The 16,230-nt window shown below is 41.7% G+C and carries 15 protein-coding genes and 1 pseudogene; 3 read left to right on the forward strand and 13 right to left on the reverse strand.

All coding sequences use genetic code 11. The annotated features are described in order from the left end of the window. Nucleotides 1–214: 214 nt before the first annotated feature. Nucleotides 215–1,159 (forward strand): SDR family oxidoreductase, encoded by a 945-nt coding sequence (locus J7E77_RS10660; protein WP_214714131.1) that lies wholly within the window; start codon nucleotides 215–217, stop codon nucleotides 1,157–1,159. A 60-nt stretch (nucleotides 1,160–1,219) separates the two neighbouring features. Here the strand turns inward: J7E77_RS10660 and J7E77_RS10665 are convergent, their stop codons facing one another. The 3 genes and pseudogenes from J7E77_RS10665 to J7E77_RS31725 form a co-directional block, all read right to left on the reverse strand. Continuing rightward, complete coding sequence (locus J7E77_RS10665) at nucleotides 1,220–1,981, reverse strand: NRDE family protein (RefSeq protein WP_214714133.1); 762 nt, start codon at nucleotides 1,979–1,981, stop codon at nucleotides 1,220–1,222. Nucleotides 1,982–2,006: 25 nt separating this feature from the next. Beyond that, nucleotides 2,007–2,214: pseudogene (locus J7E77_RS10670) on the reverse strand (hypothetical protein); the annotation flags it as partial. Continuing rightward, nucleotides 2,186–2,314 (reverse strand): hypothetical protein, encoded by a 129-nt coding sequence (locus tag J7E77_RS31725; protein ID WP_374102965.1) that lies wholly within the window; start codon nucleotides 2,312–2,314, stop codon nucleotides 2,186–2,188. The pseudogene J7E77_RS10670 and the gene J7E77_RS31725, both read right to left, overlap by 29 nt. A 205-nt stretch (nucleotides 2,315–2,519) precedes the next feature. On the opposite strand from J7E77_RS31725, the gene J7E77_RS10675 reads away from it, so the two are divergent. Next, entirely contained in the window at nucleotides 2,520–2,753 is a 234-nt protein-coding gene (locus tag J7E77_RS10675; protein WP_214714134.1) for a hypothetical protein, read from the forward strand. 93 nt (nucleotides 2,754–2,846) lie between these two features. Next, the gene (locus tag J7E77_RS10680; protein ID WP_168241740.1) at nucleotides 2,847–3,026 is read left to right on the forward strand and encodes a DUF3934 family protein; all 180 of its coding nucleotides are present in this window, start codon (nucleotides 2,847–2,849) and stop codon (nucleotides 3,024–3,026) included. A 148-nt stretch (nucleotides 3,027–3,174) separates the two neighbouring features. Here the strand turns inward: J7E77_RS10680 and J7E77_RS10685 are convergent, their stop codons facing one another. The 10 genes from J7E77_RS10685 to glpA all read right to left on the reverse strand — a co-directional run bounded on the left by J7E77_RS10685 (nucleotide 3,175) and on the right by glpA (nucleotide 16,127). After that, a complete protein-coding gene (locus J7E77_RS10685; protein ID WP_214714136.1) occupies nucleotides 3,175–4,245 on the reverse strand; it encodes an LLM class flavin-dependent oxidoreductase in 1,071 nt (356 codons plus the stop codon). Nucleotides 4,246–4,267: 22 nt separating this feature from the next. Further along, nucleotides 4,268–5,113: a VOC family protein gene (locus J7E77_RS10690; RefSeq protein ID WP_214714138.1), complete on the reverse strand. Its 846-nt coding sequence runs from the start codon at nucleotides 5,111–5,113 to the stop codon at nucleotides 4,268–4,270. Nucleotides 5,114–5,363: 250 nt separating this feature from the next. Further along, entirely contained in the window at nucleotides 5,364–6,746 is a 1,383-nt protein-coding gene (locus J7E77_RS10695; protein WP_214714140.1) for an L-cystine transporter, read from the reverse strand. A 266-nt stretch (nucleotides 6,747–7,012) separates the two neighbouring features. After that, nucleotides 7,013–8,674: a glycerol-3-phosphate dehydrogenase/oxidase gene (locus tag J7E77_RS10700; protein WP_214714286.1), complete on the reverse strand. Its 1,662-nt coding sequence runs from the start codon at nucleotides 8,672–8,674 to the stop codon at nucleotides 7,013–7,015. Between the two features lie 141 nt (nucleotides 8,675–8,815). Next, a complete protein-coding gene (gene glpK / locus J7E77_RS10705; RefSeq protein WP_214714141.1) occupies nucleotides 8,816–10,306 on the reverse strand; it encodes a glycerol kinase GlpK in 1,491 nt (496 codons plus the stop codon). 25 nt (nucleotides 10,307–10,331) lie between these two features. Beyond that, a complete protein-coding gene (locus tag J7E77_RS10710) occupies nucleotides 10,332–11,156 on the reverse strand; it encodes an MIP/aquaporin family protein (RefSeq protein WP_214714143.1) in 825 nt (274 codons plus the stop codon). A 304-nt stretch (nucleotides 11,157–11,460) separates the two neighbouring features. Beyond that, entirely contained in the window at nucleotides 11,461–12,030 is a 570-nt protein-coding gene (locus tag J7E77_RS10715; RefSeq protein WP_214714145.1) for a glycerol-3-phosphate responsive antiterminator, read from the reverse strand. 123 nt (nucleotides 12,031–12,153) lie between these two features. Further along, nucleotides 12,154–13,371, reverse strand: coding sequence for an anaerobic glycerol-3-phosphate dehydrogenase subunit C (locus J7E77_RS10720; RefSeq protein WP_214714147.1), 1,218 nt, complete (start codon nucleotides 13,369–13,371; stop codon nucleotides 12,154–12,156). Next, nucleotides 13,364–14,515, reverse strand: coding sequence for an FAD-binding protein (locus J7E77_RS10725; RefSeq protein WP_214714149.1), 1,152 nt, complete (start codon nucleotides 14,513–14,515; stop codon nucleotides 13,364–13,366). The genes J7E77_RS10720 and J7E77_RS10725 overlap by 8 nt, the downstream gene beginning before the upstream one ends. Further along, complete coding sequence (glpA, locus tag J7E77_RS10730) at nucleotides 14,508–16,127, reverse strand: anaerobic glycerol-3-phosphate dehydrogenase subunit GlpA (RefSeq protein WP_214714151.1); 1,620 nt, start codon at nucleotides 16,125–16,127, stop codon at nucleotides 14,508–14,510. The genes J7E77_RS10725 and glpA overlap by 8 nt, the downstream gene beginning before the upstream one ends. Nucleotides 16,128–16,230 lie beyond the last annotated feature (103 nt).

Genomic DNA, 16,230 nt, shown 5'->3' on the forward strand with positions numbered 1-16,230 from the left:
CCAAGGCATCAGCCCAAATTAACCAAACGTTTGATTAGTTTTTCTTCCAATGAACCAAACCGCCTTGAAATCCTTCAATACCAAAGCCTCCGCCCCTTTCAATCAAACGTTTGATTAGTTTTTCCCTCATGGAATCATCAGCCCGGAAATTAACTTTAGACGATACCTCCGCATATAATGTTCTAATTTTACGCCCATGTTATGGAGGTATTTCATGAATAACTATCCAATGTATCCTTATTACAGCAAAGAAACAAAATGCGAAGAGAAACCTATTGCTTTTCCCCCTCAGCATCAGGAGCAACAGCCTGGGCTGGAGTATTTAATGAATCCCAAACCCATATACGAAAACCCCTCCTATGCGGGCAGCCAAAAGCTGCAAAATAAAGTGGCTATCATTACTGGTGGAGATAGCGGCATAGGACGTGCAGTTGCCGTAGCGTTTGCAAAAGAAGGCGCCGATGTTGTGATCGCATACCTTTACGAACACCAAGATGCCGAAGAAACGAAGACAAGAATCGAGCAGATTGGAAGGAAGTGCTTAGCACTCCCAACTGACATTCGCTATAAGGAGAATTGCAACAAGGTGGTGGAACAAACGATAAAAACATTCGGGAAAATAGATATACTAGTAAATAATGCAGCGGTACAATTTCCGCGAGAAAAGCTAACAGATATATCTGAAGAGCAGCTCATCAATACATTTGCAACCAACATCTTTTCCTATTTCTTTATGACCCAAGCCGCAATGCCTCATTTAAAGTCAGGGAGTTCCATTATTAATACAGCCTCAATAACAGCTTATCGTGGTGAAAAAACTCTAATTGATTACTCATCCACTAAGGGTGCAATCGTTTCTTTTACACGCTCATTCTCTCAAAATATCGTTGAGCAGGGTATTCGAGTAAATGCTGTAGCACCCGGACCAATCTGGACCCCGCTTATCCCTTCATCCTTCTCAGCTGAGCGCGTATCAACCTTTGGAACTGACACACCAATGAAACGAGCAGGCCAACCCTTTGGAACTGACACACCAATGAAACGAGCAGGCCAACCCTTTGAGCTCGCACCAACCTACGTCTACCTCGCAAGCCTTGACTCCCAATATGTAACAGGGCAAACCCTGCACGTCAACGGCGGCGACTATATTACCTCATAAAAAAGAGTGTCAGGCACCGCTCGTGGACAAATGTCCACGAGTGGTACCTGACACCATGTTTTAACTCAATAATTCCACCGTAAATTGCTGATCACTCGTGCCCTTCTTAGAGAAGACTCGTTCGACGTATTGAATTTCTTTATCAGACATCAACATGACGGTCGAGCTCCTCGTGCCATAGTCCTCACTTTTAATAAACAACGGCGAAAGCATTCTTTCCCATTCTAAAGAAACGCCTGTGTGCGGAAGAAGTTCGTCTGGAGCTTGGTCTGCATTTTGGAGCATGTTCAAAAGCTCCTCTACCCTATCTTCCCGTTCGCTCTTTATGATTTGGGACATGCCTTCCTTACCTTTTTGCACCTTTGGCCACTGAGTATTTAATAAATGATTGCTGACACCATAAATACCAGGCTCCACCTTCTGAAGCTCTTGCCCTTTATTTGAATAATAATATAGTTCCGTTCCATCCCCTGCAAGTAAGTTAAAGCCCGGATAGAGCTCTTTTCTCCCTACAAGACTTTGCATATAATCCTTTACTCTACCTTTGTGTTTCAGGGCATCGGAAACTAATTCTCCACGTGAACGCTTCCCTTTCGTTTCTTCCTTTGGGTCACGATAATTGGTCAAAGCCGCAAAACGTCCAGATGTGGTAACTCCCATCCAAGTGCCCATTTTTTCTAAATCTCTACCGGCAAGGATGTCAGGTCTGTCTTCCCAATAATGAGCAGGGGCAGTAAGTCGCCCGTAAAATTCATCTCGGTTTGCCGCTACAAGGAGCTTGTAGACCGGATGGACTCTATAGGCAAAAACGATTAAACACATATACAATCACAGCCTTAAAAATAATTTACTCTTTAAGTTTACGCACCATTTTTTTGATAAGACGAATTTGGCCGCGATGGCTCAGTCATCTTCAAACACATGGAACCATTTAAAGTAGTTATTTGCGGGGCGTTCCCACCAAAACAGTGTTTGTTCAAATAACCATTCATCTGGGAGCGCTTTAATGTTTCGATCGTTATGTTCCTAACATCCGCTAATTGATCCATGTAAAAATGTCGTATATCTCGAATAATTCATCATCGAAACTAAATTACTAAACTCCAGGCCCAAACCGTCTTTTTGATCTATTAGGTATAATGTATCCAAATTCATTCCATTACCTCCATATGGAAAAATCATACACAAACCATTATTCGCCATATTTTTTGAAAATCCTTTTAACCTGTTGGAATCCTCCGTTCTAAGTCTTTTAATGAAGCTCAAATTGCTAAAAAGAAAATAAATCTATTCCTGATTTTAATCGCAAGGTTGGAAATAATAATAGCTACGACCTAATTTAATTTGGAGGTGTGTTTCCATGTCAGAATTAGAGCCTTTAGAATACGAAACAGGCACTGCTATCCGCGAATACGACATTATTGAAATTACTCAAACAACCAACGGGTATGAAGTAGTGCTTGATATTGAATTAGACAGCGGCTATTCCTTAGCAAGAACAAAATTAGAAGTCACCAATGAGGACTTATTAGGATATGAAACAAATGAGATTGAGGAAGGGATTAAATATGCGTTAGGGTTTTTCAATCATTGACAACAAACTTATATTTTCAGGGCAAATCACCATGAACTGTGTTAAACTAACCAACGACGTTAGAAGAACGTACATTAATAATGGAGTGGTTAAATGAGTAGTGCGAAAGGGAAAGGCGGAACAGGCAGAGGAACCGGCAAGAAGGGCTGGACTCGTTGGCAAGCAGGTGTCAAAAAAGCAAAAAGCGCCAAACCATATGTCAGCAAAGGTGTTAAAAGAGCAAATGACGGAAACAACACCAGCAATAATAAAGGTGACACATCCGAAAAATAGTAATAAATCAAAGACTCAGGGGACTCCATCCCCCGGGTCTTTATTTCCCCCGAGCAAACGACCTTTTCAAAAAAAGCGCCAGTCCATCACAGGAGGACAAATGTCCACGAGTGGTGCCTGACACCTAATTTTACACCTCATTTCCTTCTTATTTGCTGGTTTCCCTCCTTACGACTGGTGCTACTTCTGTTGCTAATCGCTCGATGCTTTCGGCGACTTGTTTAAAGGGCATTCCGCCGATGTCCATTTGGGCGATAAACCGCTGGTGTCCATATAGTTCGTATTGATGGAGGATTTTTTCAATGATCTGCTGGGAGCTGCCAACAAATAAAGCCGTTTCCGGTCCGGCCATCTGTTCAAAATCAGCCCTGGACATTCTTGTATTCATCCCACGCTGGCGATTAACGGATCCCCAATAATTGGAATGATACGGATAGAACTCATCCTTTGCCTTTTGGGTTGTTTCCGAAATAAATGCATGACCAGTCACTGCAACCTTCATCGATTCAGGATCATGCCCTGCTTGACTGGCGGCCTGGCGGTAAATATCTACAAGCGGCTTAAACCGAATGTGTTCGCCTCCAAGTATCGCTATTGCTAAGTTAGTCCCTAATCTTCCTGCTCGTGCTGCGCTTGACGGAGTTCCTCCAACACCTACCCACAACGGAATATTTTCTTGTAATGGCCGTGGTGCTATTTCTGCATCCTGCAACGCAGAACGAAATTGACCATTCCAGGTCACTCGGTCTTGTGCATTCAGCTGCTGAAAGAGCTTGATGTTCTCTTCAAAAAGCTGGTCATAATCGTCTAACTCATACCCGAACAGCGGGAAAGATTCTATAAATGCCCCGCGCCCCGCAATAATTTCCGCCCGTCCGTTTGACAGGAGATCAAGTGTCGCAAAATCCTCAAATAGCCGAACAGGATCGACGGTGCTTAAGACAGTTGTAGCACTTGCCAGTTTAATTCGTTTTGTAACTTGTGAAATGGCGGACAAGACGACGGGTGGTGCGGACACGGCATAGTCGAGGCGGTGATGCTCACCAACGCCCACTACATCTAATCCTGCCTCATCAGCCATTTTCGCTGCTTCAATAATTTCTTCAAGTCGCTGTCTTGCGCTGATAGTCTTCCCTGTTCCCCCATCCGGAACTAAATCCCCCAATGTATAGATCCCTATTTCCATACCTGAATGTTCGTCTTTGGAATCTGGCTTCATCTTCATATCCTCCCTCAATCATTTATAAAACTAATCGAATTTGATTTCCTGAAGGATCTTCCGTTACAAAGAAATCAGCTTCTTCCGATATCTGCGCACCTAATTGCTTTAGCTGTTTAATCGCATTCTCTCTTGCTGCTTCATCAGGGAAAACGAGTGAGTACCAATTTAAGCCGACACTATTTTTCGGTGGTGTCGCTGCCCCTTCACCTTGCCACGTGTTGATAGCAATATGATGATGATAACGTCCCGTGGAAAGGAATGCAGCTTGTGGATAGTAACTAACAATTTCAAAACCAAGCCCTTTAGTGTAAAATTCTTCTGCTTTTTTCAAATTAGATACGTGAAGATGAATGTGGCCCATAACTGTGCCAGCCGGCAGACCGCTCCATTCCACATCACTCTCCGCGATAATTCCATTTCCATCAAGCTCTTCAGTTGCCATTTCTACTAAACCGTTGTTCCATCGCCATTCTGAAGAAGGGCGATCTCGGTACACTTCAATCCCATTTCCGTCTGGATCGTTAAGGTATAACGCCTCACTTACATAATGATCTGCAGCACCCAGTGGATATCCCGTTTGAATCATATGCCGTAAAAAGACAGATAAATCAGCTCGCGATGGAAGCAAGATCGCAAAATGATACAAACCTGAACTACGTCCTGTTTTCGCAACCACATCTTTCGGCTGCTCTAGCGTTAATAATGGGGTTTTTCCGTCTGTCGTTAAGACTGCTTTACGATCTAGTTTCTCCAATACTTGAAAGCCCATGATATTTTGATAAAAAGTGAGCGCATAATCGAGGTTTTTTACTTTAATATTGACCTCACCGACATATATATTTGGTGCCTGATGAAATTTATCCATTTTCTCCTCATCCCTTCCTTATTCATTTGTAAACGAATGTTTTAAAAATTAATCTTTTTATTAATATGGTTATTTTACATTCCATTAAACCGATTACTATTTCCTATGCTTACAGTGTACCTCTAATTTATCTTGAATTCAAGTATTTTAAATTCAAAGTATGTGGGAGACCAGCCTATTTTTTAACTCTTGCAACAGAAAAAGGACTCTTCCGCTAAGCGAAAAAGCCCTTGAACCTGCCTCACGTTTTTTATGCTTCGACGATATTAGGCTGCTCGTAAACCTCGTTTTCAAACTCGCCTGTTACTTTACTAGTGAGTATGCCTGATGTCATCGCTCCGCTGACATTTAGGGCTGTACGTCCCATGTCAATGAGAGGCTCAACTGAAATAAGCAGACCAACAATCGCAATTGGGAGATTCATTACTGATAAAACGATTAAGGCTGCGAAGGTTGCACCGCCACCTACACCAGCAACACCAAACGAACTAATCGCAACCACAAGAATGAGCGTTAGAATAAAGGATATACTTGTTGGATCCATACCTGCCGCTGGAGCAACCATCACCGCTAGCATCGCAGGATAAACGCCTGCACATCCGTTTTGACCGATTGTTAGCCCAAACGAACCCGCAAAGTTTGCAATACCTTCGGATACACCAAAGTCCTTTGTTTGTGTTTTAATGGTCATTGTCAATGTTCCTGCACTTGTCCGTGAAGTGAAGGCAAAAGTTAAGGTTGGCAGCCCTTTTTTCACATAATTTATAGGACTTAGTTTCGCAAATGATAAAAGGAGAAGATGGACAATAAACACAATAATGAGCGCCACATACGAGGCAATCACAAACTTACCTAGTTTTGCTATCGCTGCATAGTCACTCGTGGCTGTAACCCTGGCTATGATCGCTAAGATACCATATGGCGTTAAACGAAGAATCAGTGTGACTACCCTCATGACAACAGAGTAGAAGGTATCAATGATCTTTGCAAAAAATTCACCATGCTCTGGGTCCTTACGCTTAACTCCAAGGTAAGCAATACCGATAAATACGGCAAAAATAACAACCGCAATCGTCGATGTTGCGCGGGCCCCAGTTAAATCCTGAAACGGATTGCTTGGGATTAACTCAATGATTTGCTGTGGGAGTGTCATATTTTCGATCCCTGCAGCTCTCTCCTCTAACTGGGCATTCCGGGCTGCTTCTGCATCTCCTTCAGTTAGCTGAACCCCGTCAAGACCAAATCCTAAAGCTGAGCCAATGCCAACCGCGGCAGAAACGGCCGTCGTTGCAAGAAGGATGCCGATGACAAGAAAACTGATTTTCCCTATATTTTTAGTTAATTTTAGTTTTGTAAAGGCCCCTACAATCGAAACAAAAATGAGTGGCATAACGATCATTTGTAATAGCTTTACATAGCCATTCCCGACTATGTTAAACCAATCAATCGAACCTGTCGTCACTTCATGTGTCGTACCATAAATGAGATGAATAATAAAACCAAATATAATTCCTAAACCCAACGCACTAAAAACACGCTTGGAAAAAGAAACATGCTTTTTTTGCATCGTAAATAAACCAAACATGAGTAATAGCAGCACCGCAACATTTACAATGATAAGAAAGGTATTCATGGAATTCCTCCTCTTTATTTTTCGGAAAAATTGAAAACCAAATATTCCAATGCATTAAGTCGGAATTAAATTCGTCTTCGTCTTCATCGTCATCGGTAATTTCTGTACCTTTATACTTTAAAACAGTCAAACGTTTGATATGGTAAATAATATGACATGGCGACCCTATATATTCCAAGCCCATAAATTATTCAATCAAACGTTTAATTAGTTTTTCAATCTTCCAAAAAATTACGCGTACTATTAGGACTGCAAGTCAGATAAACTCATATCATTTCAGTCGGTTTCGGATGGATAGCATCCTTTAGTGCGGTTTCTAATTCGTCTTTGAACGCGGCCTTCTCCTCCAATGTCCATCCAAGAGCATCTTCCATAAAGCCAATGATTGCTTCTTTCCACTCATTTACCCATTTGATATCAAAAAATAAAGCTCCAGTTCGACGGATAAAAAAGTCCACTGGTTTTACGGCCATTTCTTCCTCTAAGGAATAAACGATTTGAACATACACCTCTAGCGGCAAGCCAAATTTGTTATTTGGGTCATACGTTTTTGCAATTTCAAAAATACGATCAATATTGGAACCATAGCGATGGACTAATTTTCGGTATTGGTCCTTTGAAAACCCACTTAACTCGCCTTCTTTTTCCTTTTTTTCTATAAATGAAGCAAAGTTACGAGAGCCATCAATATGACCTCCAGAAATAGGTAAATGCTTTGTTCGGCAAGATCCAATATGGCGTGCTTCGCCGCACTGTTTAGCGATCAAGTCTACAACCGTTTCTGCCATTTTTCTGTATCCGGTCAGTTTCCCGCCTGCGATTGTAATCATGCCAGAATTTGATACCCAAATTTCATCCTTTCGCGAAATTTCAGAGGGATCCTTGCCTTCTTCATAAATAAGTGGTCTTACCCCTGCCCAGCTTGATTCAATATCCTCCACCTTGATAACAACGGTTGGAAACATATAATGAATCGCATTAATAATGTAATCTCGGTCAGCTGCCGTCATTTTCGGATGAATTGGATCGTTGCCATAATAGGTGTCTGTTGTCCCCACATACGTCTTCCCATCCCTTGGAATCGCAAATACCATGCGGCCATCAGGTGTATCAAAATACACCGCCTGTTTAAGGGGAAATCTCGACTGATCCATCACCAAATGGACCCCTTTGGTGAGCCGCAGTTTTTTCCCAGATAACGATTGATCTTTGTCTCGGAGCGCATCGACCCAAGGGCCAGTGGCATTAATGATGTGTTTTGCGTAAATATCATGAACGGTACCAGTTAATAGATCCTCAACTTTAGCACCGATCACCTTACCATCTTGATACAGTAACTCAATCACTTTTGAATAGTTTACAGCTTTGACACCATGAGCGACCGCTTCTTTTATGACCTCGATGGTTAACCGGGCATCATCGGTCCGATATTCCACATAATACCCGCCGCCTTTTAATCCCTCTTTTTTAATCAGCGGCTCTTTCTGAATGGTATCATCCGGAGAAAGCATTTTTCTTCGTTCACTTTTTTTTACGCCTGCTAAAAAGTCATAGACTCGTAGTCCAATTGATGTACCGAATTTCCCAAACGTTCCACCTTTATGCATTGGCAAGAGCATCCATTCTGGTGTAGTTACATGTGGGCCATTTTCATAAACAATCGCCCGTTCCTTCCCTACTTCTGCGACCATCTTCACTTCGAATTGTTTTAAATACCTGAGACCACCGTGAACAAGCTTCGTTGATCGGCTTGATGTCCCAGCGGCAAAATCTTGCATTTCGACTAATGCCGTTTTCATTCCCCTTGTTACGGCATCTAATGCGATTCCAGCGCCTGTAATTCCCCCACCGATGACAAGTACATCAAATTCTTCTGCGGCCATTTCCTTTAGGATTGTGTTTCTATTTGAACTCGAGAATTTTAACATTTCCACTATGGTTACCTCCAATGGGGATAAAAAAAAGAGGCCACAACAATCACAATGATATTAAATCCATTGCTTTGTTGTGGCCTCTCGAGTTTCTCCCGCCAAAATATTAACTTAAGTATAGTTTACCATAGATTACGATTATTTAAAAGCCCTAGCTGCGTTTACAGCCTTTTTCCAACCTGTATATAAATTGTTTCGATCCTCTTCAGCCATATCTGGTGTAAATGCTTTATCCATATTCCATTGAGTAGCGATTTCTTCTTGGCTTTCCCAATAACCTACCGCTAATCCTGCTAAATATGCAGCTCCTAATGCTGTGGTTTCTTTTATTTCTGGACGTTCCACTGGAACATCTAACACATCGCTTTGGAATTGCATTAAAAAGTTATTAGCAACAGCTCCACCGTCTACACGCAAAGCTTTAAGCGAAATACCTGAATCCGCCTCCATAGACGTTAAGACATCCTTTGTTTGATAAGCAAGGGATTCTAACGTTGCGCGAACAAAGTGTTCTTTCGTTGTACCACGTGTTAAGCCAAAGACCGAACCACGTACATCACTATCCCAATAAGGTGTTCCTAAACCGACGAATGCTGGAACGACATAAACACCGTCAGTAGATGCTACACTAGTAGCAAATTTCTCGCTCTCTTCAGCGTTTCTAAACATCCGGAGCCCATCACGAAGCCATTGAATGGCAGATCCGGCAACAAAGATACTTCCTTCTAATGCATATTCTACTTTTCCGTTAATACCCCATGCAATTGTTGTTAACAAACCGTGCTCTGATTTTACTGCTTGTTCTCCGGTATTCATTAACATAAAGCAGCCAGTTCCATAAGTATTTTTCGCCATTCCTTTATCATAACATGCTTGACCGAATAGCGCTGCTTGCTGGTCACCCGCAACTCCGGCAATTGGCACATTACAGCCAAAGAAATGGTAATCAACTGTTTCTGAGTATACTTCTGAAGATGGGCGAACTTCTGGAAGCATCGAAGCAGGCACAGAAAGAATATCTAATAACTCTTCATCCCATTTAAGGTCATGAATATTGTACATCAATGTTCTCGATGCATTGGAGTAATCTGTTACATGGGCTTTTCCACCAGATAGTTTCCAAATAAGCCATGTATCAATCGTTCCAAATAGCAGTTCTCCACGTTCTGCTTTTTCTCTTGCACCTTCTACATTATCAAGAATCCATTTCACTTTTGTTCCAGAGAAATAAGCATCAATTAAAAGGCCTGTTTTATCCCTGAATAATTGATCATATCCTTTTGCTTTCAATTCTTCACAAATCGCTGCTGTTTGGCGGGATTGCCAAACAATGGCATGATATATCGGTTGGCCAGTTTCTTTTTCCCAGACAACGGCTGTTTCCCGTTGGTTTGTAATACCGATTCCAGCCACTTGTTCTGGTTTTACATTAGCCCCGGCCAAACAAGAAGCCATTACCGCTAGGATCGAACCCCAAATTTCATTTGCATTATGTTCTACCCAACCTGGTTGAGGGAAGAATTGTTGAAATTCCTGCTGAGCGACTTGGACAATCTTTCCTTCTTTATTAAAAAGAATAGCACGTGAACTTGTTGTACCTTGATCTAATGATAAAATGTATTTTTCCATATATAAACTCTCCCTTTAATTAAAATTATGCACTGACTTTTTCTACGCGGACCGTTTCCTGAGGTTTCTTTCCCATTACGGAAGCGATCGCAAGAACAACTACAATTGCCCCTATTATAAACCAAAGACTCATTTCTGTTTTACCGAGAAAGGCCGCTTTATAAAATAATCCTCCCAAACTTCCTCCAAGGATTGGGCCTACAATGGGAATCCATGAATATCCCCAGTTAGAACTTCCTTTTCCCGGAATCGGAAGAAGGGCATGTGCTAACCTTGGACCAAAGTCACGGGCGGGATTGATCGCATATCCTGTTGTTCCCCCAAGACTCAAACCGATACTAACAATAAGGAAGCCTACCACAAGTGGATTTAGTCCATCAGTAAATTTATTTGCACCAATCGCTAATATTCCTAAAACAAGAATAAATGTACCAATAATTTCACTAATTAAATTTGCAAAAGTATGCGGAATGGCAGGACCTGTTGCAAATGTACCTAACTTCGCCCCTTGATCTTCTGTCACTTTCCAATGTGGAAGGTATTGGAAATAAATAATTATCGCCCCAATCATTGCTCCAATTACTTGACCGAAAATATACGATGGGACTTCTTTCCACGGAAGATCACCGGTAAACGCCAGCGCCACGGTTAAAGCAGGATTTAGATGGGCGCCACTAAATTTACCTACTGAGTATGCAGCAACGGCTACCGCAAATCCCCAACCAAACGTAATCACAATCCAACCACTGCCATTAGAGAGTGTTTTCTTCAGATTCACACCTGCGCACACGCCAGCACCTAACGTAATTAAAATAGCCGTACCAATTAATTCACCCCAAAAAGCTGTCATCATAAACCTCCTCTTTTTTTAAAAACATCTTAATCCGTTGAAAATAATCCAGAAAAAAACAAAAAAGACACACAGAAATATCCCAAAAAAGGGGAATTCCGTGAGTCTCTGGCTCTTCTTCACATATTATCAACTTAATCACTAGTATAACGTTTGCCTGAAAGCGCTGTCAACACATTCACATAATCTTCATGTTTTACTCATTATTTACCTATATTAATCTACTATAGTAGCCGAAAACCAACATAAAAAGGCATTCTCTATGAAAATAAAGAATGTCTTTTGAGTACAATTTAGTATTCTATTACTTTTTCTTTTCTGGCTCAAAATATTTCCATAAATCTTTTTTGGATGTTGTTACTGTGATTGCTCCTGCTGCAAATGCTTGTTCTACCTCTTCAATCGTATCGATAAATCCTCCGGCAAATACTTCCCTTTGCGTTCGATTGCGAATATCCTTAATAATTTTCGGCATAATTCCAGGTAACACTTCAATAAAATCGGGCTGGGTCCGTTCGATTAACGCGAAACTCTTTTCGATCGAACTCGTGTCTAATAAAAACAGACGCTGCACCGAAATTACGCCTTTCTGCCTCGCTTTCAGAATAACGCTCCCCTTAGTTGAAATCAGTCCAAATGGCTTAAATTCCTGACAAATAAATTCGGTGGAGTATTCATCACTTTTTAGACCATGAATTAAATCCATATGAATAATTAACTTTTTATGGTTGGCCTTAGCCATTTGAAAAATGGGTTTCAGTCTGGAAACATGCATATCCAAAATGACAAGATACTCATAATTACTTGTCATCATTTTTTCAACATCTTCTATTTTTCTAATTGCGGGTAACACCTTTTGTCCAAAGAAGCTCATCCCCATTGTTCACCTTTCATCTTCGTTCTCTTATTCTATTATTTTATAACACTTTTATCCCTCTATACAGTCTTTAATTAGATTTACTTAGATTGATAATGTCGAAACGTGTTTAAGCGGATATTATACCAATACTTTTTCACGTTCATATGATTCTGCTACGATTTGCATGGGGTGTTTAACCGCTTTTTCAGTCAGTTGGTCAAGTTGATTTTTACACATTCCACATTCTGTAACGGTATAATCTGCATCCAATTCCTCCACTGTTTCAGCCATCGGTCGGCCAATTTTCATCGAAACATCATATTTTTCCGTTTTAAATCCAAAAGTGCCACATTGCCCGCAGCAGCCTGCTCCTACGTCAGTAATTTCATAGCCGGGAATTAGCTCTAAAATATCCATGGCCGGATTTCCGATTCCTTGTGCTTTCATATGGCATGGAGCATAGTATCCTGCTCGATCATTCATTGGAGCAAATTCCATGTTAAGCTCTCCATTTTCCTTTAGCATGAGCAAATATTCATCCGCATCATAGACATGGCCGGCCAATTCTTTTGCTTCTTCTGTCTTTACATATGCTACATACTCTTTTTTAAGTGCAAGGGTGCAGCTTGTACAGGTGACGACTATATCATAGCCTTGGCGAGTAAATTCTAAAAAGCTATTAATATTATCGTTTGCATTTTTCAGTCCTTGTTTCATTTGTCCGTTAGCGAACATTGGCACACCGCAGCATTTTTGGTTGGGTTTAACCACCTCAATGCCATTATGCTCCATCACCTTAATGAAGCTTTCTGCTACTTCAGGTGCATTATAAGTCGCATAACAACCCACAAAATAAGCGACTTTGCGCTCAGTAAAGGCATACTTTCTGTTATAGACACGGTTGAAATTATTAAAACGATACTTTGGAAATTGCCTCTCTGCAGGAATGCCCATGACGATCTCCATCACCTTTCGTACAGGTTTCATTCCCATGGCAAGATTCGTAACAGGTGCAAACGCGGAAGCCAGTTTTCCTACCATTTCAGCATTACTTAACACCAAGTCACGGAATTTTGTTCCCGACTTCTCCACATGAATCGCTTTTAAATAAGCGGTCAACGTCGATACATGGACATTCTCCGGACAAGCCATGTCGCAATTGCCACATAACGTACATAATTCTATTCGTTTATCGTCGATGAGTTGTTGATTATCCATAAGCCTTTTTAACTCAGGACCTAAATGTTTCGGGCCGCCGAATTCCAACGATGTATTGGAAACAGGACAGCTTGCAACACAGGCATTACATTTAAGACACTTATCAAATGTGGATTCAGCAAATTGCAACTCAAGCACTACGTGTTCCCCCTAACATCATTTGCTGGCGAAGTTGTTCGATCATTTCATAGATTGATAAGAGGGTAAAAATGCCTCCGGTAATACCGTTTTGCGTAACCTGAATACCCTTGCTTGCACCTACTGGGTAGAGGTTGGTTGGACAATGAAGCAGTGCTCCCTTTTCATCTGTTTCCAATCGTAAAGCCGTTTCCTTTAACCCTTCCGGCGTTACTTCCAATCCACCACCTAGAATCCCTCCGGTTGCAAGGATAAATTGTTTCCCGCTAAGGCTCGTCAATCTATTTGCGGTATGGATAGTTAACGATTTGATTTCTTCTCCGTCAATGGTGCACCCAGTAACGGTGGTGTCAGCATAAAATCTCACACCTAATTTTACTGCTTCTTTTTTCAAACGTTCATAGAGACGGATGGCTGTCGTATTCGGTGGCATGCCGGGTGCCTCCGTGATCTTTGCATTAAGTTCAAAAGAAAACTGTTCCATTGTTTCTTTCCATTGCTCAACCCCAAGTAATGCTGGAAAAATAAACATATCGCCCTGCCTGATATTCTTTTCAACAATACGCCTTTTAATTTGGTTGATGCAGTTGTTCCGAATTCCCTTTTGATCCAATAGCCGTGCCGCATCTAATTGTGTCATCGTCCGTTGCGAGTGATTTTCTAACTTAATTTTTAACACATCAATTGTTAGCTGAGGTCTAGCCTTTTGTAAATTCCCTTTAATATAAGCGGGCTGAAAATCGACTACTTCCTCAAACCCAACGATCACAACATGACCTTTTTCTGGAAGGGGAGAAATGGTCTCAGGGTATAGTGCTGTCTTTTTCACATGGCCGGAACCGGTAACAATCGAAGAGAGTTTCTCGATTTCACCCTCGTAAGGATATCCTAATTTTTTCGTTAAGGTTTTAAATTGTTCCATTGCTCTTGTCAATTGAGATAGTTGCAAATTACTCATTTGATAAAGCTCAGCCCATTCATTTAATCCCTCCACTGATCCAGGGATTAGGTCCATCACCCCGGTTGATTGAATAATTTTCCCTGTTCCAGTGGCTACTAATGCCGTGCTATACCCTTGTTCTTTTGCCCAAATGGCAGAAATCAATCCCGATAACCCTTGACCTAAAACAACCACATCATACATGTTGATAATCCCCCTCTCCGAGTCCTAAAGAAACTTTATAAATCGTTTCCATCAACTGCAATTGCTTCGCGGTTTCACCCGTAGCAACCACATCCATACCTTTTTTCCTTTCAAAAACTGCATGGTGAAGTGCCCATCCAGCCTCCTCAATCGTCGTCTTTCCTTTCTCAACAGCTAGTGCAGCTGCCCGGTGATTGCAGAAGGTTCCTTGACACGGTCCCATACCTAAGCGGGTTCTACGTCGAATATCCCCTAGATGAAATCGGCCTTCCTCTGGTAAGACTGATTCAATTTCTGCCCAGGTTACTTGCTCACACTCACAAACGACAACATTTGAATGCTTCTCTTTTAAGGCTGATTCAATTTTCTTTGCCTTCGTACCGGCCCAATGAAATAATTTTTGTTTTGCAGCAGGAGCCATATCCACTTCTTTGAAAAACTCATCAGCGTTCCGATGAGGGACCATTTCCTGGTCTGTGGTGCAGTTGGCCCTTACCCCGAGCTTTTCGCAAATTAAATCGACTGTTTTTTCCGCCATAAAGCGGAAGGTTGTCAACTTCCCGCCTGTAATCGTGACTAATCCGTCCAATCCATCGCGTGTATGATGGTCTAATAACGCAACTCCACGGGTAACATTCCTCCCACTCGCATCAGCAACATTCGATTCTTGATATAGTGGACGGCTGCCGCTAAAAGCACGAATCAACCGTAATTCATTGATCTTTGGAATTAACTTTTTCCCTTCAGCCAACATTCCCTCGAGCTCTTGTCGGTTTAAGGAAAAGTCATTCGGATCTTCGACATTCATTCCAGTTGTACCAAAGATTGTCACATTATGGGCCGGAACGAAAATGTCAGCATCTCCGGGCATGCGCAGACGATTAATGACTTGCTTATTGATCCGATGGCTAAAAATTGCGAGCATCCCTTTATTATTAATCATTCTTAAGGGAATCCCGGCTAATTGGGCAATTTCCGCCCCCCAAGGACCTGCTGCATTAACAACCAGCTGAGCAAAAATTTCTTTTTTCTCCCCTGTAAAGACGTCACAAACCTGTACACCAATGACCCGGTGTTGCTCCGTTAAAACATCAACCACCTCATGGTAAGTCAACGCCTTTGCACCATGTTTTACCGCGTCGGCCACCACGTCAACCACCATTGTAAAACAGTCGACCGCACCATCTGGGACCCGATACACAGCTTGCACGTCCTTATTTAAAAAAGGTTCTTGCTGTAAGGCGTGGGCAACAGGTATTTCTTCAACAGGAATACCCACCTTTTCACAAGACGCCAGCCATTTTTGAATATATTGAACATCATCTTCAGGAACTTTTACGAATAAACCTCCTGTTTGCTCGATTGAACCTGGAATCGTTTTTTTTAAGATTAGGTTTTCTCGATAACTTTCAATTGCCGCTTCCTCATCGCGAACAGCATATCGTGCACCCGAATGGAGCAGACCATGATTTCGTGTGGAAGTTCCATGTCCCAAGTCCTGTTGCTCGATTAATATCGCTTTTATGTCACGTAAGGAGAGACCGCGAAGCACTCCTGCTCCCGTCATTCCTCCACCTATTACTATTACTTCTGTTTCCAGTTTTTGTCCCATACCCAATCCTCCCAGCTCCATCTTAAGGGGTATTTTTGCACACAAAAAAGCCATAAAAACGCATAGGAATAGTAATAATCATTCCCAAGGGTTTTTATGGCTT

This window comes from Bacillus sp. ISL-77 (assembly GCF_018613105.1).